Below are 23,433 nucleotides of genomic sequence, written 5' to 3' on the forward strand. Positions count from 1 at the left end.
TGGATCAGTCGCGCAGGTCCGCGGTGGCCAGCGCGGCGTAGACGCCGCCGTCGCCGGCCAGGGCCGCGGGGTCGCCGACGGCGTCGACGCGGCCGCCGTCCAGGACGACGATCTGGTCGGCGTGCCTGACGGCGGCCAGGCGGTGGGCGATGATGAGGCAGGTCCGGCCGTGCGCGGCGCGGCGCAGCGCCAGCGTGATGCGGTGTTCGCGTTGCTCGTCCACGGCGCTGGTGGCCTCGTCCAGTACCAGGACGGGGGCGTCGCACAGGAGAGCGCGGGCCAGCGCCAGGCGTTGCCGCTGGCCGCCGGACAGAGTGGCGCCGCGTTCGCCGAGGACGGTCGCATACCCGTCGGGGAGCGCGGTGATCTCGTCGTGGACGCCCGCGTCGCGGCAGGCGGCGACGAGCCTGTCGGCGGAGGCGCCGGGGTCGGCCAGGCGCAGGTTGTCGGCGATCGAGGCGGCGAACAGGTAGGTGTCCTGGGAGACCACGGCGACCGTGCGGCGCAGCGCGGCCAGGGACAGCTCACGGACGTCGACGCCGTCGAGCAGCACCGCGCCGGCGTCGGGGTCGTGGTGGCGTTGCAGCAGCGCCAGCAGCGTGGACTTGCCTGCCCCCGACGGGCCGACCAGCGCGGTGGTGCGTCCGGCCGGGCAGTGGACGTCGACGCCGTCGAGGGCGGGGCGGTCGGTGCCCGGGTAGGCGAAGCGGATGCCGGTGAACGACAGGGCGGGCGCCGAGGGCCGGACGGGTGCGAGCGTGCCGGTGTCGGGCACGGCGGGCCGGGCGGTGCGCAGCGCGGCGATGCTGTCGGCGGCCGACAGGCCCACGTAGCCGGCGTGCCATTCCCTGGACAGGTCCCGCAGCGGCCGGAAGCACTCGGAGGCGAGCATCAGCAGCAGGTAGGACACGGCCCCGGTCGCATGGCCGGTGGCGGCGGACGCGCAGGCCAGCAGGACCGCGGCGAGGGTGCCCGCCTGGATGGCGAGGTCGGTGAGGGCGGTGTCGACCAGCGAGACGCGCAGCTTGGCGACGATGGCGCGGTGCAGCCGTCGCGAGCGGTCCTCCAGGACCCGGCGCCTGCGCCCGGCGGCGCCGGTCGCGCGCAGGGTGGCCATGTGCTGGAGCGATTCCAGGTAGTCGGCGGCCAGGTCCTCGTAGCTGTCCCAGTGGTCCTTGCCGCGCTCGGCCAGCGCCCGGTCCCAGAGGCGGGGGAGGAGCAGGGCCGCGGCGACGGCCGCGGACAGGGCGACCGCCGCCCACGGATCGAGGGTGGCGATCCACACCAGGAGCGCGGGGGTGACCAGGCACACGACGGCGAACTGAGGGAGGTAGCGCGACAGGTAGGTGTTGACGCCCTCCACGCCGTCGACGACGGTCGCGCGCAGGGCCCCGGCCCGGGCGGCGGTGCTGTGGGCCGGGCCGAGATGGCCGAGCTGGACCAGCAGTTCGTCACGCAGCGCCGACCGGATCCGCGCCCCGGCTTCGGCGGCGGCCAGTCGCTGCCGCCAGGTGAGGAAGGCGCGCAGGAGCAGTACGGCGGCCACCGCGCCGAGCAGGGCGGGCAGCCGGCCGGTGCGGCCGGCGGCGATGTCGGCCAGCGTGACGGCCAGCAGCGCCGCCTGGGCGACATGGCCGGCCGTGACCGCGGTGAGCAACGCCGTGGCGCGCAGCAGCGGCCCCGGCGCGGTACGGGTGGCGCGCAGCAACTCGGGGTGCAGCATCATCGGCGGTCACTCCGGAGAGAAGGTGGGGAGGCGGAGGCCAGCGCGAGGCCGTGGACGAGCCACCGTTGCCGGGCGGGCCCGCCGAGCGCGGCTCCCAGGTCGGCGCCCTGCCAGGAGCCCACGGGGCGGGTGCGCAGGCCGAGCGCGGTCGCGGTGAGTTCCGCGCAGGCCACGGCGTAGCCCGCGGCCAAGTGTTCGGTGCGTATCCGCCCGGGTGGAGCCGAGTCCGGGATGCCGTCGGCCAGCAGAACGGCTCCCGCCTCGGCGATCCAGCCCTGCGCGGCCGCCCACACCGCCAGGGTCGGCCGTGCTTCTCCACCGGCGACGGGACGCGGCGTCCCGGGCCGCGCCGGGTCGGCGGTCACCAAGCCCGGGGAACGCCCGCCGACGGCGGCGCACCAGGACAAGCCGCTTGGGGAGGGGACGAGGGAACCGGCTTTGACGGCTGCGGTCAGCACGGTGGCGAGGTCGCCCGGATCCGGCTCGCCGTCCAGGGGCGGTGGCGCGCTGCGGCGGTCGGCGATGGCCCTCGCGGGAAACGAGTCCTCACCCGTGATCGGGGACTCCGCCGGCTGCCAGGTGGCGGCGGCCGTGTCACGGGTGAGGGCGGCCAGGACCGCTCCGGCGTGCCGCCCGGCAGGGCCGGGTGCCGGGCCGGGAGCCGGAGGCGCTGCCGGCGGCTCGTCGGTCCAGGCGGTGAGCGGGCACGGGGCGGTGAGGCCGGGGCCATGGCCCTGGGCCCGAACGGTGATTTGGACGGCGGCCAGCGGGTGCTCCGGTGTGGTGCCGGGCCACTCGGTGTGCCACCGGTCGGGTGGGGGCAGCCCGGCGGCGCCGGCCAGTGTCGATGCGTCCGCGTCCAGGGTCAGGCGGGCACGGTGGCCGTGGGCGAGCGCGGCCATCGCCAAGGCGGCCACGGCGTGTCCGGTGTCCAGGAGCAGCAGCGGCCAGGCACGGTGGCCGTAGTGGGATGCGGTGCGCTGGGCGGTGACGGTGAACACGACGACCGTGCCGCCGGGAGCGCCCAGCGGTGCGGGGCCGCGGCGGTGAGCCCGGTGCTCCAGCGGGTCGTAGGCGTAGCGTCCCGGCGGCAGCGAGCATCCCGGCCCGACCAGGAGATGGGCGTTGACCGGGTGCAGCCCGCCGGCGGAGGCCACGGGCCGCAGCCGCGTCGAGAGCGCTCCGGGAGCGGGGCCACCGGCATCATGCTCGTCCCGGTCGAGGGCGCCGCGAGTGATCGGCCCGGCTTTGAGGGAGTAGGCCAGCAGCGGATCCAGGTCGAGCGGGCCCGCCCCGGGGTGCGCGCCCGACGCGAGGCCGGCCGGGTCGCCTGTCCAGCGTTGCCCGGCCGGTCCGGCGGAGGTGTCGGGGGCGACCGGCCGGGTGGAACGGGCCTCGGCGAGCGCGTCGGCGGCGAGCCGGTCGGAGGTGGGGGTGACGGTCATGCTCGTGTCGCACCTCTACATATGCGGGGGAGGGGCGAGGGTGAACTCGCCGGGTGAGGCAGGGGCGGTGGTGCGCCATCCGCGGGCCAGCGCCGCCTGCCCGAAGCGCGGGCACCCGCAGTAGGCGAAGGCGGCGGGGGCGTTGGGCACCAGACCGGTGACCAGGACACGGGCCACCCGCAGCGGCGTCTCGGCCACGTCGGGCGTGGTGAGGTCGAAGGTGACCACGCGGTGCCCGCCGCGGGCGAGCCGTTCTCGCAGACGTTCGGGCGAGCCGGGCGCGACCAGGTCGACCGGCACGGACTCGGCGGGGTGGGTGAATCGCCGAGCCAAGGGCGCCATGCGATCGTCCAGCCATACCTGCACGTGGGCACCCAGGTCCCGGACGCGGCCGAAGTGCTCCCCCGCGTCGTCGAGGTAGCGGCGGTCCGGCCGGTGCTCCAGGTAGAGGCCCTTGGCGAGCATTCCGGCGTCGATCGCCTGGAACACCCATCCGCCGGGGTCGGTGAGGCCCTGGGTGAACACCCAGGTGTGCACGGCCTCCAGGACGGCTTTGCGGGCGGCCTCGGCGGGGTCGTACCGGCAGGCGAACCCGGCCGCGTACAGCCCGCGATCGGCGTCGTGCACCAGAGCGGCCATGGCCGGGGCGAACTCGTTGGGCATCTCCACCACCCAGGTCCGCAGCGGCGACCCGGCGAGGTCGGCCGGCAGTCCGGGGACGCTGTCCAGGTGGATGCCGCGCGTCGGACCGTCCAGGTGCCACCACACCTCGAGGGCGTCGCGCTCGACGACCTCAAGCAGCGCGCGTTCGACGGCGTCGTCGAGGCCGGCTCCGGTCGCGATGCCCGCGTAGTTGAGGTGGTGGGTGCGTGGCAGCGACCTCAGGTCGCCCTGCCGCCAGTTGAGATGGGTCAGTGCCACCGGGGCCAGGCAGTCGCGCTCACCGCCGCCGGGCAGGTGCTCGGTGCCCAGTGCCCACAGGGCCTCGGTGGTGTCGGTGAACCGCCGGTAGGGGAAGCGCGGCCGGTCGTACTGCCATGGGGCGTAGTCGGGGAGTTCGGCGGGGGTGAGATGGTTCCGACCGGCGAGGTCGGCGGCGGTGGCGCGCAGCGGTGCGCCCGGTTCGCCGGGTGGCGGCAGGCGGTTGCCGCAGTAGCGCTCCACCGCTTCGGCGATGGCCGCCACACGGGCTCCGCCGGGGTCGTCGAAGGTGGTGCCCAGGGCGACCCGATCGGCGGGCCAGGCGCCGAACCGGCGGGCATCGCTGACCTCAGCGGTCATCGCCACATAGCGGGCCGGGGTTCCGGCAGGGTGCTCCACCGGCGCCACCGACCGGACCAGCCCGCACACCGGGTCGACCAGAGCCTCCACCGGGAGCGAGGACGCGGGCGCGTCGGCGGGGGCATCGGCGGTCTCGGCGGCGGTCTCGGTGCGGGCGGTCATCGGGTGATCTCCTCGGCGGGGTTGATGGGGAGGGCCGTGGCGTCCGGGACGAGGGCGGGCAGCAGCAGGCGGCTCTGCGCCGGTACGACGGTGCGCAGGGAAGGCCGCAGGTCGGTGGCGCGTACCGGGTCGTGCCCGGTGTGCGGATTGCGGGCGTGGGCGGGGAAATGGTGTCCCGCTATCTCCAGTCGCAGCCGGGCGCCCGCGGGCAGGCGGCGGAACAGCGGACCCAGCGGGATGCTGATCCGGCTGGGCGACCCGGCCGGTGCCCGGCTGCGTACGATGCCGGCGGCCAGGGGCTCGGCGGTGCCGCGCGGGGTGAGGGCGATCAGGCGAGCGGCCCAGTCGGCGGTGGGCGTGTCCGCGGTGGCCAGGATCCGGGCTTCGCCGTCCCCGGCCAGGTCGAGGGCGTCGGGGAGGGGCTCGCCGACGGCCAGGAACCGGTCAGGCCGTCCGCTCGCGGGCACGTCGAGACGGTCCGACCGCACCGGATGTTCCGGGTCCGCGACGAACTCCTCGCCCCGGACCACCCGCAGATCCATGCCCACGTGCCGTGGCGGACGATCCAGTTCGTGGGCGGCCAGCCAGCGGCCGGTGCCCGCCAGGCCCACCGCGCCGCGCCGTCCCTTGAGCGACCCGCCCAGTGCTGCCCGCGCGAACCTGACGTACAGCGGTCCCAGCGCGAGCCGGTGGCCCGCACCGGCCCCCGGACCGGGGGACGCGGTGAGCGCGTGGCCCCAAGGGCCGATCAGCAACCGGGCGGCTCCCGAGCCTTGGCGCCCCCATGCCCGCCACAGCGCCATGACGTCGGTGATGAAGGGGTCGTAACTTCCGCCTACGGCGAGCAGGGGGACCGTTCCCGTTTCGGCGCGCAGCCTGTGACCGTCCGAACCGGTGCCGGTCCCGAGCGTTCCGGCGGCGTCGCCTGAGCGTTCGGCGGACCAGAGCCGTTCCCATGAGGGCAGCGGTCGTCCGAGTCGCCGGGGCAGGTCCAGCAGCGGCAGGTGGTCGAGAAGGGCGGGATCGGCGGTCATGGCCCGCTCCAGCGCGGAGGGGTCGCTGTCACACCGGTCGCCGTGTGCGGCCCACCAGCCCGCGCGCGCGAGCAGCCGTTCCACTCCGCTCGACTCGCGTGCGGTCTCGGCCAGGCCCAGCGCCGGCACGGCGGCGATGACCGCATGGGGGCGGACGTCCGGATCGGCGTGCAGCGCGATGACCAGGGCGCAGTGCGCCGCATAGGAGGACCCGCAGGCCACGATCACGCCGTCGCTCCACCGCTGGCGGCGCAGCACCCGCACGGTCGCCGCGCCGTCGTCGGCTTCGTGGAGATAGGGGTGCCACGGTCCGCTGGAGCCGTGCCGTCCGCGCACGTCCTGGGCCACGGCGGCGAAACCCCGGCGTGCCCAGGCGCGCAGCTCCGCGAGGTGCGAACCGCGGCCGTAGGGAGTGCGGATCAGGACGCAGGGAAACGGCCCCGGTCCCTCGGGCAGGCAGAGGTCGGCGGCCAGCGTCGTGCCGTCGTCGGTGGTGACGTGCATGTCGTGGCACCGGGTCATGCGCGGCGTCCGCTGATCGGGGCGACCCGCGGGACGGGCAGGACGCAGTGCTCGGTGGTCGTCAGATCTCGCAGGTCGAGCCTGCGCAGGCGGCGGCGAGGGGGCGTGCGGCCCTCCCTCGGCGTGCTGCCGTGGGCCCACGCGGCCAGGTCGGCGGCCAGCAGCGCGGCGATGGCCGCCGCCTGCGCGGGCCCGGTCACCGGGTGCCCGCCGTTCGCGGCGGCTCCGGCCCAGTAGGCGGCCAGTTCGTGATGGGCCGGGGTGGCGGCGAGGCGGCGCGCGGCCACGTGGGCGGAGAGCACGTCGCCCGGGGCGGCGGCGATCGGTTCGATCCAGACCTGCCGGCCTTCGCGATGGCAGCGGGCCCAGGCGATTCCCCGCTCGGGCAGCCGGTCGGCCTCCTCCCACAAACCTGGGGGGACGGGACGATCCAGGCACCACACCACCGCCGCGGGCCCGCGCTCCCGCCTCCGGGAGCGCTGTCCGCCGGGTGCCGGTGTGCCGGCGAGCGCCGCGACCTCCTGCGGTGTCGCGGGACGGGGGCACGCGCCCGCGGAGGACAGGAAATCGACCAGCGGCGAGGTCAGCCGCTCGTCGCCGAGCACCAGCACGTCGGAGCGGTGCGACGGCCAGGAGGGAGGCGCGTCGAGGTACCCGGCCTCGGCGAAGGCGTCCAGCAGCCGCTGCACCTCCTCGCTCTCCTCTGGCCGAGCGCGTTGGGGGCCGTCACCGTTGGACGGGACCTCGTCGTTGACCGGGGTGCCGAGCAGCTCCAGCAGCCTGGCGGCGGCCTCGGGGGAGGTGTTGAGGCGCAGGAATTCGCCGTCGGGTGTGCGCACAGCCAAGGGATGCCCGTGCGCGGCGACGATGTCGACGCCGGGGGCGAGTCGGGGCCGCGGCAAGTCTCCTCCTCGTGTCCTCGTGTCCTCGTGTCCTCATGAGCCTCGTGCGGGCCGGGCGGCCGGGACGGGGACGGGCCCGTCCGGAGCGGCTCCGGACGGGCCCGCCTGCGCCGCCTACTCCTGGTCGTCGTCGAAGGGGTTCTCGACGAGGGCGTTGGAGTGGGTGGCGGACAGGTGCGCGAGCTGGGCCTGCTCGGCGATCGGGGTGAAGACCGGCTGCTGCTGCTCCATACGTTCCTCCAAGGAGTCGGGGAGCGGCACCCCGGGTGGGCGCCAGAATGAACAATAATGAAAACGGTTATCAATATCAATAGGTGGGTTTGTCGGGATAACAGATGGGCCATCCGTGTTCGGGATCCCGGCCGACCCTCCCCTCGACGCCGAACACCTCCCGCAGCAGCTCGGGTGTCACCACGCGCTCCGGCGGGCCCTGCGCGGCCACGCGCCCGTCCCGCAGCGCCACCAGCCGTTCGGCGAAGCGCGCGGCCAGGCCCAGGTCGTGCAGCACCATCAGCACGGTCAGCCGCCGTTCCTCGCGCAGCCTGGCCGCCAGTTGCAGCACCTCCAGCTGGTGCCGCAGGTCGAGGTAGGTGGTCGGCTCGTCCAGCAGGAGCACGGGTGTGTCCTGGGCCAGTGCCAAGGCGAGGCGAACCCGCTGGCGTTCTCCGCCCGACAGGGCCTCCACCGGCCGGTCCGCCCACCCCTCCACTCCGACGTCGCGCATCGCCCGGACGGTCACGGCGTCGTCACCGACGCGCAGCATGCCCAGCGGGCCTCGCGCGGCATAGCGTCCCTGGCGGACCATCTGGCGTACCGTCAGGCCCGGCACGGCGGGCGCGGACTGGTGCAGCAGGGCGACCCTGCGGGCGGCGTCGCGGCGGGAGACCCGGGTCATGTCGGCGCCGTCCACCAGCACGCGTCCGGATTCCGGGCGCAGCACGCCCGCCGCAAGGCGCAGCAGGGTGCTCTTGCCGCACCCGTTCAGGCCGACCAGGGCGACCAGTTCGCCGGGGCGCACCCGCAGGCTCACCTCGTCGAGCACGCGCCGTCCGGGGTAGCCGAACCGCACCCGATCGATGTGCAGCATGGCGGCCCCGGAGCCGGTCCGCCCCTCGGCCGCCTCGGGCGCCGCCGCCGTGGTGCCGGGGGCGCCGATCAGTTCGGACACGATCTCACTCCTTGCTCACCTGGGGAGCCTTGTTCGCCGGGGGGATGTTCGGGCGCCGGGTCACGGCTCGACGGCGTGCCGGCGGGCGATCACCAGCAGTACCGCCGCGCCGACGCAGGTGGTCACCGCGCCGACCGGAACGCTGAGATGCTCGGCCCCCCAGGCGGTGACCGCTCGCGAGACCAGCTGGGCGACGGCGTCGGCCCCGCACACGGCGATCCCACCGGCCAGCACCGCCCCCGGAAGCGCGACCCGCAGGTCGGCCCCGAACAGGGCGAGCGCCGCGTGCGGCACGACCAGCCCCACGAACCCGAGCGCCCCCACCGAGGCCACCGCGCCCGCGGTCAGGGCCACCGCGCACAACAGCGCGAACCCGCGTGCCCGCGCCGGAGCCAGCCCCGCCGACTCGGCGACCCCGTCGCCGCAGCGCAGCAGCATCAGCGGGCCCGCCGTCAGGCAGGCGACCAGGCCCCAGCACAGGGTCCACGGCCACAGCAGATTCCAGTGCTGCCACGTGCGCGCCTCGGTCGTGCCGACCATCCACTGCACGACGCTGCCGATCTCGCCCGGTGCCGCCAGCAGGGTCACCGCCGTCAGCCCGCCCAGGGCCGCGGACACCAGCACGCCGTGCACCGCGACCGAGGCCGGATCCGAGCGCGCCCTTCCGGTCAGCAGCCACAGCAGCCCCGCCCCGCCGCATCCACCGGCCACCGCGGCGATCACGACGGCGGCCGGTGACGCCCAGTCGGCCAGGCCCGTCCCGGTCGCGGCGACCGCGCCGAGCACCGCGCCCGGGGTGACTCCGGTGACCTCGGGCGCCGCCAGCGGGTTGCGCAGCGCCGCCTGCAGGATCAGCCCCGCCAGGCCCAGGCTCGCACCGGCGCCGAGCGCGACCAGCGCCCTGGGCAGTCGGACCCGCCAGACCAGATGCTGGACGGTCGGGTCCGCCGCGCCGCCCGTGAACGCGTGCCAGGTCTCGCCGACCGTCAGGGCGCGCCCCGCGACCAGATCGGTCATGAACACCAGCGGGACCGCGAGCAGCAGCACACCGAAGGCCAGCAGTGGCCGGCGCCGCCGTCGCGCCGGGCGCAGCACGCCGGACGCGGTCAAGGACTCCCGCCGCTCGATGAGCGTCATCGGGCATCGCCCCCAGGTTCTGCACGGCGCGGCTCGGTGCGCGGGCCGCGCAGCAGCGCCACCCCCACGGGCACGCCGATCAGCGCGGTCCAGGCCCCGGCCGGAGTCTCCACCGGTTTCAGCACCAGACGCGCGGCCTGGTCGGCCCACACGGTGATCACCGCGCCCCACGCCACCGTCCAGGGCAGCCACCGCAGGACGCCGGCGTCCGGGCGCAGCCGCCGCGCCAGGTGCGGGGCCAGGAACCCCACCCACGCGATCGGGCCGCAGACCGCGACCACGGGGGCGATGAGCAGCACGGCGACGGCCAGCGCGCCCAGCCGGGCGTGCCGCACCCGCAACCCGAGGGCGCCGGCGTCCTCATCGCCCAGCCGCAGCACCGACAGCATCGGCGCGCACAGCACCAGCAGCGGTACCGCCGCCAGCAGCCACGGCCACACGTCGTGCCAGGCGTCCCAGGTGCGGCCGGAGAGGCTGCCCAGCAGATAGCGGAAGATCACCTGGAGGTCGAGCTGGTCGGCCATCACCATCAGCACCAGCAGCGCGGCCTGCAGCGCGGCCGCCACCGCCGCCCCGGTGAGCAGCACCGCCGACGGGCTCCGGCCGAAACCGGCGGCGACGAGCGTCACCGCGCCGCCGATCCCGGCCCCCGCCAGGGCGAGCAGCGGGTAGGACCAGCCGGGCAGCGTCAGCGCGAGGACCAGGGGAGCGGCGACCCCCAGCGCCGCCCCGGAGGAGACGCCGAGCATCTCCGGGACGGCCAGCGGGTTGCGCAGCGCCTCCTGCATGACGAGCCCCGCGGCTCCCAGGCAGGCCCCGGCGGCCAGGGCCAGCAGCAGCCGGGGCAGCCGGACCTCCCGGACCACCACCGTCTCCAGCCCGTCCGCGGCGCCGCCGGGCAGCAGCGCGACCAGGCGTGACGGCACGATGTTGGGCGTGCCGAGGCACAGCGCGCACAGGGCCGCGGCGGCCAGCAACCCGGCGGCCAGGACGACCGTCCGGCTCATCGCAGGGCGGCCGTCGCCTCGTCCAGGACGACCTCAAGGGAGCGCGTGCCCCGGCCCTTGGCCCACACCTCCGGGTCGACCTCGACCACCTTGCCGTTCTTGACCGCGGGGATCTGCGACCACAGGGCGTTGCGGGCCATCTTCTCCGACAGCTTCGCGCCGGGCGCACCGAACGCGATCGTCTCCACGAACAGCACGTCGACGTCCTTGGCCAGGATCTCCTCCAGGCTGTAGGTCCCCTCGACGCCGCGGCTCTTCCACGGGTAGTCGCTGAAACGCGGGAACAGCCCGGCCGCCACGTCGTTGCCCGGCGTGGCCACGCCGAAGTTCTCGTCACTGCCGAACACGATCAGTGCGGTCTTGCCGCTCCGGGCCTTCTCAGCGGCGGCCAGCTTGCCGCGCAACCGCCGTTCGGCGGCGACCGCCCTGTCGCCGCGGCGGGTGAGCGCGGCCAGCGAGCGCAGGTAGGCGACGCTGTCCTGCCAGGTGGCTGGTTGCAGGGGCCAGAAGGTGGTGGCGCCCTGCAGCGCGGGGGCGAGCTTGCCGTGCGTGTCCTCCAGCCCGATGACCAGATCGGGCTTGTGGGACAGGATCGCCTCCACCTCCGGGGCGATGAAGCCGCCCGGGACGACCGGGACCTGCGCCGCCCGCTGCTTGCCGAGGAACCGCGGGTGGGCGAGCAGCGCGGAGTTGGTGGCGGCCGGCACGAGGCCGAGCTCGGTCAGCATGTCGTCGCAGAGGGCGACCAGGCAGACCACGCGCTCGGGGGTGCGCCTGGGCGCGACCCTCTTGCCGCGGACGTCGGTGATGCTGTCGGCGTCGGCGACCGGCTGGACGGGCGGCAGGCCCGCCACGCTCGGGTCGCCCGCACCGGCGCCGGTGCGGTCGTCTGCGGCTCCGCCGCAGCCGGCCAGCAGGGCGCCGGCCGCGGCGAGCGCGACGGCAGGCCGCAGAAGGCGGCTCAGGGTGCGCGGCATGGTCGTTTCTCTCTCGTCAGGGGGCGGTCACGCACGCGGCGGACGGCCTGCGTGACGCAAGCCCTATCCGCACAACGTCCCGGCATGATAATCGTTTTCATTGTCGCTGTACATCGGACCAGCTCTTCCCGGGAGGCAATCCGTGGCATCTGTGCGGCTCGTCGCGGCCGACCACGTCGCCGGCGTCGTCCACGTCATCGAGCCGTCCACCGGCCGCCCACTGGCCCGGCTCGAGGGGCGCCACCTCGCCGAGCACGCGGGTTTCCTGCACCTGGCCGGAGGCAGGCTCGCCTTCGTCGACGACCTCGCCGGCGAACTGGTCGTCCTCGATCCCTTCGCCGCCGGGACCGCGGATCCGCCGGTGGTGGCGACCGCCCCGGTCGCCGTCCCCGCCGAGCATCTGGCCGCCGACCCCAGCGGCCGCTACGTCGCGGTGACCAGCGGTTGCGGCCGCTCATGGGAGCCCTGGAGCGACCTGCTCACCGTCGTCGACCTGGGCCGGCCCGTCCGTCCCCGTTCGGTGCGGGTGCGGACCCGCATCGGCGAACCGGGCGTCACCCTCCTGGCCGGCCCCGACCCCCTGGTCGTCCTGCGGCACCGGATGCCGGGCTCCTTGGACGTCTACCGCCTGCACGAACTGCTGGCAGCGCCCCCGGCCTGCCCGGCGGCAGAGCCGCTCCTGCGGCTTCCCCTCCCCGACGACGGGCACGGAGACGCCGTGGACCCCGCGACAGGACAGGTGTTCGCCGCCACCGGCACCGGCGTGCACCGCGCCCGCCTCCGCGGCTCCGACCTGCGCCCCGAGGAGCCCTTGCCCTGGGATACGCCGCACCGCAGCGGGGGACGGGGCTACTACCTGCGGCTCGACGCGGCGCACCGCACCCTGTGGAGCACCGTGCGCGGCGGACCCGCCGAACCGGACCGGTGGCCGCAGTGGACCAACGACGCCTGGTGGCACCGGCTGGACGAGGGCACCACAGGACGGGTTCCCCTCGGACCCGGCCTGGTCTTCCGGCTCGCCTTCGGCGCCGACCGCGTCGTCTTCACCCGCGTTCACCCCGACGGGGACGAGTTGATCGTGGTCGGCGCGGACCGGCCCGCGGTGCTCGCCCGCGTCCCGCTTCCGCCGATGGACGGCGCCCCGCGCCGAGGAGGCACTCCCTGGGACGGCGTGCAACGCCGCGCCATCGCCGCCTCACCCGCCGCCCCCCTCGTCGCCGTCACCCGCGGCGGACATGGGCAGATCCACCTCATCGACGCCCAGGCCTGCACCGACCTGCGCACACTCGACCTGCCCACACCCTTTGACGAGGGCGGCCACATGGCCATGGTCGCAGTCGGCGACCACTCGGCGAAGGACACCGTCGGCCGCTGAACGTATCCCTACTATATAGGTAGGTATTGACGGGTAACCTGCTTGGTGCCTACCGTGTCGGCGGACACCCCTGCCGGGTCCCGCCGTGGGCCGTGTGGTCGGCAGCTGACGAGGAGAGCCTTTCAGTGAGAACGTCGAGCCTTCGGGCATCCGCAACCGCGCCGGGCACGCTCGGATGACCAGGCCTCTGCACCTCGCCATCGACCTGGACGGGGACGGCGCCCACCCCGCCGCGTGGCGGCACTCGGGCCGCCCGCCCGGCGCCGTGTTCACCGGGAGCGCGCTGCGCGCGACGGTGACCGAAGCGGAACGGGCGGGGTTCGCGCTGGTGACGTTCGACGACGGACCGCTGCCCCCGTCCGGCGGCCCGAACGCCGCGGGTCGGCTGGAGGCGGGCACCCGCGCGGCGTTCGCCGCGACCGTCACCGGCCGGATCGGCCTGGCGCCCACCCTGCACGCCACCACGACGGAGCCCTTCCACACCGCCACCCAGCTCGCGAGCCTCGATCACGCGAGCCGAGGCCGTGCGGCATGGATCGTGGGCGCCGCCGCCGACCCGGACGCGTTCGCGACGATCGGCGCCGAGCCGCCCGCTCCTGAGGCACTGCGGCGGGAGGTGCTCGACGTGGTCGAGGTGTCCCGGCTGCTCTGGGACTCCTGGGAGGACGACGCGGTCATCCGGGACGCAGCGTCCGGGCGCTACCTGGACGCTGACAAGGTGCACCACGTCGACTTCGAGGGTGCGACGTTCACGGTCAAGGGCCCGCTGATCACGCCCCGGCCACCGCAAGGCCAGGTCGTGGTGCTGGCCCCCGACACGCTGGGCCTCGGTGGGCGCGCCGACATCGCTCTGGTCGCCGCACCGGATCCCGGCGCGATCGAGGAGCGGGCCGGACGCGCCCGGGAGACCGGCGTCCCGCTGGTGTTCGCCGAGATCGAGGTCGTCCTCGGTGCCACGGCCGCCGAGCGGGCCGCTCTGCTGGACGAGGACACGCCGTGGCCGGACGGCGGTGGGCTCCGGTTCACCGGAACGGCGGAGGAGCTCACCCGCCTGCTGTCCTCTCTCGCCGACGTTGTGGACGGGGTGCGGCTGCGTCCCGCCGTCCTCGCCGCCGACCTGCCGGTACTCGCCGGTGCGGTGCTGCCCGCGCTCGCGGCGGCGGGCCTGCACCGGCCTCCCGAGCCGGGCGCGACGCTCCGCGCCGCGCTCGGCCTGCCCCGGCCCGCGAATCGGTTCGCCGCCGCACAGGCCGGGCCGCGGAATGAGGTGACCGCCCGATGACCGAGACAGGCGCCCCCTACGACCCGAACGCCCAGGTCCACCTCGGGGTCTTCTACCCCGGCGTCGGACCGCAGCTGATCTGGACCGATCCGGCCTGCGCCGACCACGTCGCGATCGAGACGTTCGTCGAGGTCGCGCGGCTGCTGGAGCGCGGCCTGTTCGACGCGTTCTTCCTCGGCGACGGCCAGCGGGTCCGGGAGAACCGCGGCAGGATCCACGATCAGGACATCTCCGGCCGCCCGGACGCGATCACGCAGCTGTCCGCCCTCGCCGCCGCCACCGAGCGGATCGGGCTCGTCGCCACCCAGAACGCCACCTACAACCACCCCGCCGACCTCGCCCGCCGGCTGGCGAGCCTGGACCTGCTGTCGGACGGCCGGGCCGGCTGGAACATCGTCACCACCGACAACGCCTGGACGGGGGAGAACTTCCGGCGCGGCGGCTGGCTGGAGCACGAACGCCGCTACGAGCGGGCGACCCAGTTCGTCGAGGCCGCCAAGGCGCTGTGGGCCTCCTGGGAGCCGGACGCCGTCGCCGACTCCGGGGGCGCCAAGAGCTGGGCCCGTCCCGGCTCGATCGGCGAGGTCGCCCGGCACACCGACCTCGTGGACTTCCGGGCGGTGGCGACCGTCCCGGCCGGTCGGCAGGGCCGCCCCGTGCTGTTCCAGGCGGGCGACTCGGCCGGCGGGCGGGAGCTCGCCGCCGCCCACGCCGACGTCGTGTTCTCCGCCAACACCGACTATGCCAAGGCCGCCGCCTACGCCGCCGACCTGCGCGAACGGCTGGTCCGGCACGGCCGCCCGGTGGACGCGGTGCGGATCCTGCCCGGCGCGGGCGTCATCCTCGGCGACACGCCCGGCGAGGCCGAGGAGAAGGCGCGCTGGGTGCGCGATGAACAGATGTCACCAGTGCGCGCGATCGCGTTCTTCGAGCAGTACTGGGGCACCGACCTGTCCGGCTACGACCCGCACGGGCCGCTGCCCGGCATCGACCCCGTCGAGGGCGAGCTCGACCCGTCCCGCGGCACCATCCCGATCGAGCTGCGCACCGGCAAGTTCCGGACCATCGCCCGTTGGCGGGAACTGTCGGAAGAGCGCGGGCTGTCGCTGCTGGAACTGGCCCGCGAGGTGGCGCCCCGGCACTCCGGGTTCGTCGGCACGCCGTCACAGGTCGCGGACGAGTGGACGCGGTTCGTTCGCACCCGGGCGGTGGACGGGTTCAACATCGGCCCGCATCTGATCCCGTCCCAGTTGGAGGAGATCGTCGACAAGCTCGTCCCGGAACTGCAGGAGCGCGGTGCGTACCGTACGCACTACGAGGGCACGACCCTGCGCGAACACCTCGGGCTGCCGCCGGTCGTTTGAGGACGTGCCGCCCGCCGTTCAGGCCACCGGGCATCCGGTGCGCAGGGCGGCGGCCGTCCATAACACCAGGTTGCCGGTACGGAGGACCACGACGGCCTCGTAATCCCGGAACGTCCGCTCGCCGGAGGTCCCGCCACCACGCGGCCGGGTGGCGGGCCCGGCCAGCTCGCGCCGAGCCTGCGCGGTGGTGAGACGGTCGGCAGGGTCCTTACCGCGCCCAGCACGCCCATCGCCGTCGACCTGGCGAACGGCGTGCGGCCCGCGTGGACCGGCCCGACAGCAGCTCCATCACGATCCACGGCCGCCCGTCGGCCTCGGGATCGGCGCCGTGGCCGCGCGTGAAGGGAACGCTCGCCGCCACGGCGCCCGCCGCGGTGCGGCGCAGCGCGGCCCCGGCCTCCGATGCGCGTCGCGGGATCCTTGTCCAGCAGCCGCCCGAGCAGCAGCGCTGGCGCTCCCGCCCGGACGGGCGACGGGACCTCCCCGGCGAGGGCCGCACCGAGCGCGGCCGGCGACCACAGGTCCGACGCCGGTCCGGCGGGCTCATCGCGCAGCCGCTCGGGCGCGATGAACCCGGGCGAGCTGGGCTTCACGTCCCGGTGAGCCCAGCGGCGCCACCAGGCGGTAGCGCGTCCATGGATCTTTGATCTTTGATCTGTTACCTTGCTCGGGATGGGCCGGGGCTCCCCCGAGGTGCGGAGAAGGGAACACTCGCGACATGCCTGATCACGGACGAACACGATGCGGCTGACCCACCTGCAGCGGCTGGAGGCGGAGAGCATCCAGATCCTCCGCGAGGCCGCGGCCGAGTCCGAGCGCCCGGTGATGCTGTACTCGGTCGGCAAGGACAGCTCGGTGATGCTGCACCTGGCGATGAAGGCGTTCCACCCGTCGAAGCCCCCGTTCCCCCTGCTCCACGTCGACACGACGTGGAAGTTCAGGGCGATGTACGACTTCCGCGACTCCACGGTGGCCGAGCTGGATCTGGAGCTGCTGGTGCACCAGAACCCCGAGTGCCTGGAGCGCGGCATCAACCCCTTCGACCACGGCTCCGCGCTGCACACCGACATGTGGAAGACCGAGGGGCTCAAACAGGCGCTGGACCTGCACCGTTTCGACCTCGCCTTCGGCGGGGCGCGCCGGGACGAGGAGAAGTCGCGCGCGAAGGAGCGGGTCTTCTCCTTCCGCTCGGACCGGCACCGCTGGGACCCCAAGGCCCAGCGGCCGGAGCTGTGGCGCCTCTACAACGCGCGCAAGCACCCGGGGGAGAGCGTGCGCGTCTTCCCGCTGTCGGACTGGACCGAACTCGACGTCTGGCAGTACATCTACAAGGAGGGCATCCCGATCGTCCCGCTCTACTACGCCGAGCCCCGCCCGGTCGTCGAGCGCGACGGGATGCTGGTGATGGCCGACGACGACCGCATGCGCCTGCACCCGGGCGAGGAGCCCCGGATGCGCAGCGTCCGCTTCCGCACCCTCGGCTGCTACCCGCTCAGCGGTGCCGTCGAGAGCACCGCGTCGACGCTTCCCGAGATCATCCAGGAGATGCTGCTGACCACGACGTCGGAACGCCAGGGCCGCGCCATCGACCACGACTCGGCCGGGTCGATGGAGAAGAAGAAGCAGGAGGGCTACTTCTGATGGCGCACGCCAGCTCCGACCTCATCGCGGGCGACATCGAGTCCTACCTGGCGCAGCACGAGCGCAAGTCCATGCTGCGGTTCATCACCTGCGGCAGCGTCGACGACGGCAAGAGCACGCTGATCGGGCGGCTCCTCTACGACTCCAAGCTGGTCTTCGAAGACCAGCTCTCCGCCTTGGAGGCCGACTCCAGGAAGGTCGGCACCCAGGGCGGCGAGCTCGACTTCGCCCTGCTCGTCGACGGTCTCGCCGCCGAGCGCGAGCAGGGCATCACCATCGACGTCGCCTACCGGTTCTTCTCCACCGGGAAGCGCAAGTTCATCGTGGCCGACACCCCCGGCCACGAGCAGTACACGCGCAACATGGTCACGGGCGCCTCCACCGCGGACCTCGCCGTGATCCTCGTCGACGCGCGCAAGGGCGTGCTGACCCAGACCCGCCGCCACAGCTACCTCGTCTCGCTGCTCGGCATCCGCCAGGTCGTCCTCGCGGTCAACAAGCTCGACCTGGAGGGCTACTCGCGGCAGGTCTTCGAGGCCATCGAGGCGGACTACCGCGGCTTCGCCGCGAGCATCGGGCTGACCGACATCACCTGCGTCCCGATGTCCGCCCTGCGCGGTGACAACGTCACCGAGCCCAGCCCCAACACGCCCTGGTACGACGGCCCCACGCTCGTCGGCCATCTGGAGACCGTCGTCATCGACGACGAGCCCAAGGGCCGTCCGTTCCGGATGCCGGTGCAGTGGGTCAACCGGCCCGACCTGGACTTCCGCGGCTTCTCCGGCCGGGTCCTGGGCGGCGCCGTCCGCACCGGGGACCGGGTCCGGGTGCTGCCCTCGGGCCGCGAGTCGACGGTCGCGCGCATCGTGACCTACGACGGCGATCTCGACGAGGCCGCCGCGGGGCGGTCGGTGACGCTGACCCTCGCCGACGAGGTCGACGCCAGCCGCGGCGACGTCATCGCCGCCGCCACGGACCCGCCCGCCGTCGCGGACCAGTTCGAGTGCCATCTGGTCTGGATGAGCGAGCGGCCGATGCTGCCCGGCCGCCCCTACCTGCTCAAGATGGGCACCCGCACCACCGGCGCGAGCATCGCGCGCCCGAAGTACCGCGTCAACGTCAACACCCTCGAACGCACCGCCGCCAAGACGCTCGAACTGAACGAGATCGGCGTCGCGACCATCAATCTCGACCGGCCGATCGCCTTCGACCCCTATGCCGACGACCGCGACATGGGCGGCTTCGTCCTCATCGACCGCTTCACCAACGACACGGTGGGCGCGGGGCTCATCGACTTCGCGCTCCGCCGCGCGCACAACGTCCACTGGCAGGCGGTCGACGTCGACAAGCGGTCCCGCGCCCGGATCAAGGGCCAGAGGCCGGCCCTCGTCTGGTTCACCGGCCTGTCCGGCGCCGGGAAGTCCACCATCGCCAACCTGGTCGAGCGCAGGCTCCACGAGCAGGGGTTCCACACCTACCTGCTCGACGGCGACAACGTGCGCCACGGGCTCAACAAGGACCTCGGCTTCACCGACGCCGACCGGGTCGAGAACGTCCGCCGGGTCGCCGAGGTGTGCAGGCTGCTGGTCGACGCGGGGGTGATCGTGCTCGCCTCGTTCATCTCCCCGTTCCGCGCCGAGCGCCGGCTGGCCCGCGAGCTGCTCGGGGACGGCGAGTTCGTCGAGGTGCACGTCGACGCCCCGCTCGAGGTCGCCGAGGGCCGTGATCGCAAGGGCCTGTACGCCAAGGCACGCCGCGGCGAGCTCGTGAACTTCACCGGCATCGACTCGCCGTACGAAGCGCCCGAGGCGCCGGAGCTGCGCCTCGACGCCGGCGGGACGGTGCCGGCCGAGGACAACGCCGGCCTCGTCGTCGAGCACCTCCGCCGCGCCGGGCTGCTCCAACCGCCCGCGGACGACCGCTGAGGGTGCCGCCGTCCCCGGCACGACTCCTTGATCGCGACCGGGAAAGGCGCAGGCCGGCGTGTCACCCGGCCCGCTACGATGACAGCTGTCCGCCGTAACCGCCCAGCACCCTCGGGGTGTGCGAGTGGAAGGCAACTGCGAACGTGCAACAGCGCCGTCTCGTTCGAACGAAGACACGTGCTGTCGTCGTCGACTACGTGCTCGAGGAGCTCTTCGAGGGAAGGCTCAAGTCGGGTGACCGGATCGACCTGGACGAGGTCTGCGAGGCGCTCGGCGTCAGCCGCCTCCCCGTCCGCGAGGCGATCGTGATGCTCGAACGGGACGGGATCGTCTCGACCAAGTACCACCGCGGCGTCTACGTCGAACCCTTCGACGCCGAGTCGATCATGGACGACTTCGAGATCATGGGGGTGCTGAGCGGCATCGCGGTGCGCCGGCTCGCCGAGAAGCAGGACACCGAGACCATCGCCGCCCTCCAGGGCCTCGTCGAGGAGCTGCGCTCGGCCGACCCCGAGGACCGGGACCGCGTCTTCGAGCTGGTGCAGCAGATCATCACGCTGGAGCAGCGGGCCGGCGGGTCGCGCCGGCTGCGCGCCGAACTGCGCTCCTACCACGGATACCTGCCCCAGGCGTTCCGGGTCGGCGCGGGCCGCAGCCACGCCAGGACCGTCGAGGCGCACGACCTCGTGGTGCGCGCCATCGTCGCCGGCGACGGCGAGGAGGCGGCCCGGCACCGGCTGGAGGACTTCCGGGACGCCGGCAGGCGGGTCGTGGCGGAACTCGAGCGGCGCGGCGTCCTCAGCGGCGCCTGATCACTGGCGGCGCCGGACGTGCTTCAGGGGACCCGGTAGCCGTCGCGTGTGAGCAGGCGGACGGGGTCGGTGCCGTCCCACGCCGCGCAGGTCCGCGCGATGCGGTCCAGCCGCACGAGGAAGCCCGGCGTGTGCTCGACCACCTCGGTGAAGAAGCCGAAGTCGGCGGCGGTGTCGAAGTAGGCGACGCGGAAGCTCCCGTTGTCGCTCTCTGCGGCGAGTTCGTAGCCCAGCCGCTCGTAGTGCGCCCTCTTGCCCTCGTAGTCCTCGGTCACGGTGCACAGCTGGTGGAGCCCGGAGACCCGGCCGCGGTGCCATTCCCGGAAGATGCTGGGGCGGTCGCAGTGCTGCCGGACGAGTTCGATCTGCACCGGACCCGCCTGCGCCACCGCGACCTGGAGGGTCACCGTCGCCGCTTTCCCGCGGTACGTCGCGTGCTGGTCGACGACCGGCAGGACGTGGAAGGGGCCGACGCCGAAGACGCGGGCCCACGTCGCCGCGGCGTCCAGGAGATCGTCGACGAGGAAGCCGAGCTGGAAGAACCGGTATTCGCCCTCCGGCCAATCCTGGTCGAACAGTGGGTGCGCCGTTTCGCCCATCGCGTCGTGACCTGTCCCGTTCATCGTGCCGTCAGGGGCCGGACGAGTACCTCCTGCGTCACGCTCGCCACGAGACGCCCGTCGGAGTCGTGGATGGCGCCTCGCGTGAGGCCGCGGTCGCCGGTGAGGGCGATCGTCTCCTGCGTGTGGAGGTGCCAGCGGTCGAAGTGGACCGGCCGGTGGAGCCAGAGGGCGTGATCGAGGCTGTAGCCGGTGAGCCTGCCCACCCCGGTCCCGCCGGGGTGGGAGCGGAAGGCCATGTCCATGAGAAGGAAGTCGCTGGCGTAGGCGAGGAGCGCGGAGTGCAGCGCCCGGTCGTCGCCGATGTCGCGCGGGAGCCGCATCCAGTGCGACCGGGGCCCGTCCGCCGAGGCGCCTCCGAGGAAGGTCGGCGCCTCGCCGATGCGCATCTCCAGGGGAGGCGGCCGGTCGATCCAGCTGCGGCCCGCCTCCCGCTGCTCGGCGGGGAGTGCCTGTGCCCAGTGCTGGAGCAGCGGTAGTTCCTCCGGGCGCGGAACGTCGGGTGGCGCGGCGTGGACGTCCGGCTCGGTGGCGCCGGCGTGGAAGGAGACGATCGCGACCAGCCGCGGCCGGTCCTCCTGGAGCACCGTCACCCGGCGAGTCGACACCGACCGCCCGTCGCGCACGCGCTCCACCGCCAGGTCGACCGTACGGCCGGGTGCGCCGGCCTCGACGAAGGCGGCGTGCAGGGAGTGCGGGGCCTTCCCGGACACCGTCGCGTCCGCCGCGAGCAGCGCCTGCGCGAGGAGCTGACCGCCGAAGACGCGGTCCTGTAACCGTCCGGGCTCGGACGGCACCCGGAACCTGTCGTCTCCGGCCGGTCGCAGCCGCAGCGCCGCGAGGATGCCGTCGAGCGAGGCGAGGATCGCCGGCCCGAGGGGGTTGCCGATATCGGTGAGCACCCTGTTATTGTGGCGCAAGTTGGATCAAAGATCAAAGCTCAAAGATCAAAGGCGGTCTCATGCGGTGGTCTCGTCCGGTGGTCCCATGCTGAGCGGTGAGAAGATCCTGGTGACCGGGCCCGCCGGGCGTATCGCGTTCGGCCTCGCCCGGTCCCTCGCCGCCGCGAACGAGGTCTGGGGGATCGCCCGCTTCGGCGACCCCGCGACCCGCGCGGAGGTCGAGGCGCTGGGGGTGACGACCCGCGCCGTCGACATCGGCGGCGGCGACTTCGGCGACCTTCCGTCCGACTTCACCTACCTCCTGCACATCGCCGCCGACTTCGGCGACGACTACGAGCGGGCCCTGCGGGTGAACGCGGAGGGCACGGGGCTCCTGCTCGCGCACTGCCGCCGCGCGAAGGCCGCCCTGGTGATGTCGACGGTCACCGTGTACAAGCCGCACCCCGATCCCTGGCACCCCTTCGCCGAGGACGACCCGCTGGGCGACGCCGGGCTGCCGCATCCGAAGCCGTACTCGATCGGTAAGATCGCCGAAGAGGCCGTGGCGCGCTACTGCGCCCGGGCGTTCGACCTCCCCGTCACGATCGCCCGCATGGGCAGCGCCTACGGCGACCGCGGCGGCCTCCCCGCCTCCTACCTGCACGCCATCGCCGCGGGTCAGAAGGTGACGGCCCGCTGGGATCCGCTGCCCTACACGCCGATCCACGACGACGACATCGGCGCCCAGCTGGAGCCGCTGCTCGACGCGGCGGGCGTGCCGGCCGCGATCGTGAATTGGGCCGGGGACGAGGCCGTGAGCGTGCAGCAGTGGTCGGCGTACTTCACCGAGCTGCTCGGCACCGAGGCCGAGGTGGTGGTCGAGCCCGTGCCCGGCGCGTCGATCGGCTCCGTCGGCGACCACACCAGGCGGTCCTCGATCACCGGTCCGTGCCGGGTGCACTGGCGGGACGGGTTCCGCCGCATGGCCGCCCGCTTCTACCCCGACCGCGTCAAGGCGGGCTGAGGCCGATGGGACGCTATCCGACGGCCGAACGGCTGATGGCCGAGGCGATCGAGGAAGCCGGTCGTTCCGACTTCGGCCCCGGGGACTTCCGCGAGGGCCTCGAGGTCCTGCTCGGCAGCCTGGAACGCGACGGCGACCTCTGCCCGGAGGCCGACGCGCAGGTGATCGGGGACTTCCGCAGGCGGCTGGTCAACCGGCTCGAGGTCGAGGCGTGGTACGCCGGGCACCCCGAGGTCGAGGACGTCGCCGTGCGCGGCCCCGTCGACATCAACGGCCTGCCGCGGACGGGCACGACCGCGCTCGCCGACATGCTCTCCCTCGACCCCCGGTTCCGCTGCCTGCGGGGCTGGGAGCAGGCCAGACCCTGCCCGCCCCCGGTCCGCGAGAACGAGGCCGCCGACCCGCGGCGCGTGAAGTTCGCCAGGGACTGGGAGAACCAGTCGGCCGAGCACCGCGCGATGCACATCTTCGAGCTCGACGCCACGATGGAGGACACCGACCTCCTCGGGATGGCCTTCCACGGCCAGCAGATGGTGCTGCCGGTGCCCGGCTACCGCGACTGGTGGCGGGAGGCCGACCTCACCGAGACCTACCGCTACCACCGGCGCGTGGTGAAGCTCCTGGGGTCGCGCCGCCCGCCGGACCTGTGGCTGTTCAAGGCACCGCACCACAAGTTCCACCTGGAGGCGCTCGCGGCGGCCTATCCGGACATCCGCTTCGTCATGACCCACCGGGACCCGGCCAAGGTGGTGCCGTCGTACGCGAGCCTGGTCTCCTCGATCACCCCGCCCGCCGACGGCGAGCGCGATCTGGCCAGGCTGGGCCGGGAGATCTGCGACCACCTGCGGATCGGCATGGAACACGCCATCGGAGCGCGCTCCCGCATCGGCGAGGACCGGTTCCTGGACGTCCACCACCGGCGGCTGATCGCCGACCCCATGGGCACCGTCCGCGACGTGTACGACTGGCTCGGCATGGAGCTCACGCCGCCCGTCGAGGAGTCGATCCGCGACTGGCAGGAGGCCAACCGCGTCGGCGCCCACGGCACCCACCGGTACACCGCCGAGCGGTTCGGCCTCAGCACCGGTCAGATCCGTTCCGACTACGACGCCTACATCCGCCGGTTCGACGTCGCGCTGGAGGGCTGA

At 74.0% G+C, this 23,433-nt stretch carries 20 protein-coding genes; 8 read left to right on the forward strand and 12 right to left on the reverse strand.

Annotated elements, in window-relative coordinates; all coding sequences use genetic code 11:
• Nucleotides 1-4: 4 nt before the first annotated feature.
• The 10 genes from ACZ466_RS46265 to ACZ466_RS46310 all read right to left on the reverse strand — a co-directional run bounded on the left by ACZ466_RS46265 (nt 5) and on the right by ACZ466_RS46310 (nt 11,361).
• The gene (locus ACZ466_RS46265; protein WP_378279342.1) at nt 5-1,726 is read right to left on the reverse strand and encodes an ABC transporter ATP-binding protein/permease; all 1,722 of its coding nucleotides are present in this window, start codon (nt 1,724-1,726) and stop codon (nt 5-7) included.
• Nucleotides 1,723-3,171: a nitroreductase family protein gene (locus tag ACZ466_RS46270; protein WP_378279343.1), complete on the reverse strand. Its 1,449-nt coding sequence runs from the start codon at nt 3,169-3,171 to the stop codon at nt 1,723-1,725. The genes ACZ466_RS46265 and ACZ466_RS46270 overlap by 4 nt, the downstream gene beginning before the upstream one ends.
• Before the next feature lie 15 nt (nt 3,172-3,186).
• The gene (locus tag ACZ466_RS46275) at nt 3,187-4,614 is read right to left on the reverse strand and encodes a YcaO-like family protein (RefSeq protein WP_378279345.1); all 1,428 of its coding nucleotides are present in this window, start codon (nt 4,612-4,614) and stop codon (nt 3,187-3,189) included.
• Entirely contained in the window at nt 4,611-6,152 is a 1,542-nt protein-coding gene (locus ACZ466_RS46280) for a CocE/NonD family hydrolase (protein ID WP_464041967.1), read from the reverse strand. Before ACZ466_RS46280 ends, ACZ466_RS46275 begins: the two co-directional genes overlap by 4 nt.
• A 14-nt stretch (nt 6,153-6,166) precedes the next feature.
• Nucleotides 6,167-7,072 carry a hypothetical protein gene (locus tag ACZ466_RS46285; RefSeq protein ID WP_378279348.1) on the reverse strand — a complete coding sequence of 302 codons (906 nt, stop codon included), beginning with the start codon at nt 7,070-7,072 and terminating at the stop codon, nt 6,167-6,169.
• Nucleotides 7,073-7,186: 114 nt separating this feature from the next.
• Nucleotides 7,187-7,303 (reverse strand): streptamidine family RiPP, encoded by a 117-nt coding sequence (gene amiA / locus ACZ466_RS46290; RefSeq protein WP_378279350.1) that lies wholly within the window; start codon nt 7,301-7,303, stop codon nt 7,187-7,189.
• Between the two features lie 76 nt (nt 7,304-7,379).
• Entirely contained in the window at nt 7,380-8,240 is an 861-nt protein-coding gene (locus ACZ466_RS46295; RefSeq protein ID WP_378279352.1) for an ABC transporter ATP-binding protein, read from the reverse strand.
• A gap of 60 nt (nt 8,241-8,300) precedes the next feature.
• Nucleotides 8,301-9,377, reverse strand: coding sequence for a FecCD family ABC transporter permease (locus tag ACZ466_RS46300; protein WP_378279354.1), 1,077 nt, complete (start codon nt 9,375-9,377; stop codon nt 8,301-8,303).
• Nucleotides 9,374-10,384, reverse strand: a complete 1,011-nt coding sequence (locus ACZ466_RS46305; protein ID WP_378279356.1) for a FecCD family ABC transporter permease — start codon at nt 10,382-10,384, stop codon at nt 9,374-9,376. The genes ACZ466_RS46300 and ACZ466_RS46305 overlap by 4 nt, the downstream gene beginning before the upstream one ends.
• Nucleotides 10,381-11,361, reverse strand: coding sequence for an ABC transporter substrate-binding protein (locus ACZ466_RS46310; protein ID WP_378279358.1), 981 nt, complete (start codon nt 11,359-11,361; stop codon nt 10,381-10,383). Before ACZ466_RS46310 ends, ACZ466_RS46305 begins: the two co-directional genes overlap by 4 nt.
• A gap of 142 nt (nt 11,362-11,503) precedes the next feature.
• Here ACZ466_RS46310 and ACZ466_RS46315 point away from each other — a divergent pair, with 142 nt between their 5' ends.
• From ACZ466_RS46315 to ACZ466_RS46340, 6 genes are all read left to right on the forward strand, one after another.
• Complete coding sequence (locus ACZ466_RS46315; protein WP_378279360.1) at nt 11,504-12,736, forward strand: hypothetical protein; 1,233 nt, start codon at nt 11,504-11,506, stop codon at nt 12,734-12,736.
• A gap of 175 nt (nt 12,737-12,911) precedes the next feature.
• Entirely contained in the window at nt 12,912-14,018 is a 1,107-nt protein-coding gene (locus tag ACZ466_RS46320) for an LLM class flavin-dependent oxidoreductase (protein ID WP_378279361.1), read from the forward strand.
• Entirely contained in the window at nt 14,015-15,382 is a 1,368-nt protein-coding gene (locus ACZ466_RS46325; RefSeq protein WP_378279363.1) for an NtaA/DmoA family FMN-dependent monooxygenase, read from the forward strand. The genes ACZ466_RS46320 and ACZ466_RS46325 overlap by 4 nt, the downstream gene beginning before the upstream one ends.
• 741 nt (nt 15,383-16,123) lie before the next feature.
• The gene (gene cysD / locus ACZ466_RS46330) at nt 16,124-17,023 is read left to right on the forward strand and encodes a sulfate adenylyltransferase subunit CysD (protein ID WP_378279365.1); all 900 of its coding nucleotides are present in this window, start codon (nt 16,124-16,126) and stop codon (nt 17,021-17,023) included.
• Nucleotides 17,023-18,948, forward strand: coding sequence for a sulfate adenylyltransferase subunit CysN (gene cysN / locus ACZ466_RS46335; RefSeq protein WP_378279367.1), 1,926 nt, complete (start codon nt 17,023-17,025; stop codon nt 18,946-18,948). The genes cysD and cysN overlap by 1 nt, the downstream gene beginning before the upstream one ends.
• Nucleotides 18,949-19,091: 143 nt before the next feature.
• Nucleotides 19,092-19,760: a GntR family transcriptional regulator gene (locus tag ACZ466_RS46340; RefSeq protein WP_378279369.1), complete on the forward strand. Its 669-nt coding sequence runs from the start codon at nt 19,092-19,094 to the stop codon at nt 19,758-19,760.
• 23 nt (nt 19,761-19,783) lie between these two features.
• Here the strand turns inward: ACZ466_RS46340 and ACZ466_RS46345 are convergent, their stop codons facing one another.
• The gene (locus tag ACZ466_RS46345; protein ID WP_378279371.1) at nt 19,784-20,359 is read right to left on the reverse strand and encodes a VOC family protein; all 576 of its coding nucleotides are present in this window, start codon (nt 20,357-20,359) and stop codon (nt 19,784-19,786) included.
• Nucleotides 20,360-20,379: 20 nt separating this feature from the next.
• Nucleotides 20,380-21,282 (reverse strand): acyl-CoA thioesterase, encoded by a 903-nt coding sequence (locus ACZ466_RS46350; protein WP_378279373.1) that lies wholly within the window; start codon nt 21,280-21,282, stop codon nt 20,380-20,382.
• Between the two features lie 85 nt (nt 21,283-21,367).
• Here ACZ466_RS46350 and ACZ466_RS46355 point away from each other — a divergent pair, with 85 nt between their 5' ends.
• Together ACZ466_RS46355 and ACZ466_RS46360 are read left to right on the forward strand one after the other, a co-directional pair.
• A complete protein-coding gene (locus ACZ466_RS46355) occupies nt 21,368-22,285 on the forward strand; it encodes an NAD-dependent epimerase/dehydratase family protein (protein WP_378279375.1) in 918 nt (305 codons plus the stop codon).
• A gap of 5 nt (nt 22,286-22,290) precedes the next feature.
• Nucleotides 22,291-23,433 (forward strand): sulfotransferase family protein, encoded by a 1,143-nt coding sequence (locus ACZ466_RS46360; protein WP_378279377.1) that lies wholly within the window; start codon nt 22,291-22,293, stop codon nt 23,431-23,433.

It is taken from the genome of Actinomadura rugatobispora, from assembly GCF_055379765.1.

What these genes read in the sequence shown, in the direction of transcription:
- ACZ466_RS46265 (WP_378279342.1), bottom strand. Translation starts at nt 1,726, where the DNA reads ATGATGCTGCACCCCGAGTTGCTGCGCGCCACCCGTACCGCGCCGGGG.
- ACZ466_RS46270 (WP_378279343.1), bottom strand. Translation starts at nt 3,171, where the DNA reads ATGACCGTCACCCCCACCTCCGACCGGCTCGCCGCCGACGCGCTCGCC.
- ACZ466_RS46275 (WP_378279345.1), bottom strand. Translation starts at nt 4,614, where the DNA reads ATGACCGCCCGCACCGAGACCGCCGCCGAGACCGCCGATGCCCCCGCC.
- ACZ466_RS46280 (WP_464041967.1), bottom strand. Translation starts at nt 6,152, where the DNA reads ATGCACGTCACCACCGACGACGGCACGACGCTGGCCGCCGACCTCTGC.
- amiA (WP_378279350.1), bottom strand. Translation starts at nt 7,303, where the DNA reads ATGGAGCAGCAGCAGCCGGTCTTCACCCCGATCGCCGAGCAGGCCCAG.
- ACZ466_RS46300 (WP_378279354.1), bottom strand. Translation starts at nt 9,377, where the DNA reads ATGACGCTCATCGAGCGGCGGGAGTCCTTGACCGCGTCCGGCGTGCTG.
- ACZ466_RS46305 (WP_378279356.1), bottom strand. Translation starts at nt 10,384, where the DNA reads ATGAGCCGGACGGTCGTCCTGGCCGCCGGGTTGCTGGCCGCCGCGGCC.
- ACZ466_RS46310 (WP_378279358.1), bottom strand. Translation starts at nt 11,361, where the DNA reads ATGCCGCGCACCCTGAGCCGCCTTCTGCGGCCTGCCGTCGCGCTCGCC.
- ACZ466_RS46320 (WP_378279361.1), top strand. Translation starts at nt 12,912, where the DNA reads ATGACCAGGCCTCTGCACCTCGCCATCGACCTGGACGGGGACGGCGCC.
- ACZ466_RS46325 (WP_378279363.1), top strand. Translation starts at nt 14,015, where the DNA reads ATGACCGAGACAGGCGCCCCCTACGACCCGAACGCCCAGGTCCACCTC.
- cysD (WP_378279365.1), top strand. Translation starts at nt 16,124, where the DNA reads ATGCGGCTGACCCACCTGCAGCGGCTGGAGGCGGAGAGCATCCAGATC.
- cysN (WP_378279367.1), top strand. Translation starts at nt 17,023, where the DNA reads ATGGCGCACGCCAGCTCCGACCTCATCGCGGGCGACATCGAGTCCTAC.
- ACZ466_RS46345 (WP_378279371.1), bottom strand. Translation starts at nt 20,359, where the DNA reads ATGGGCGAAACGGCGCACCCACTGTTCGACCAGGATTGGCCGGAGGGC.
- ACZ466_RS46355 (WP_378279375.1), top strand. Translation starts at nt 21,368, where the DNA reads ATGCTGAGCGGTGAGAAGATCCTGGTGACCGGGCCCGCCGGGCGTATC.
- ACZ466_RS46360 (WP_378279377.1), top strand. Translation starts at nt 22,291, where the DNA reads ATGGGACGCTATCCGACGGCCGAACGGCTGATGGCCGAGGCGATCGAG.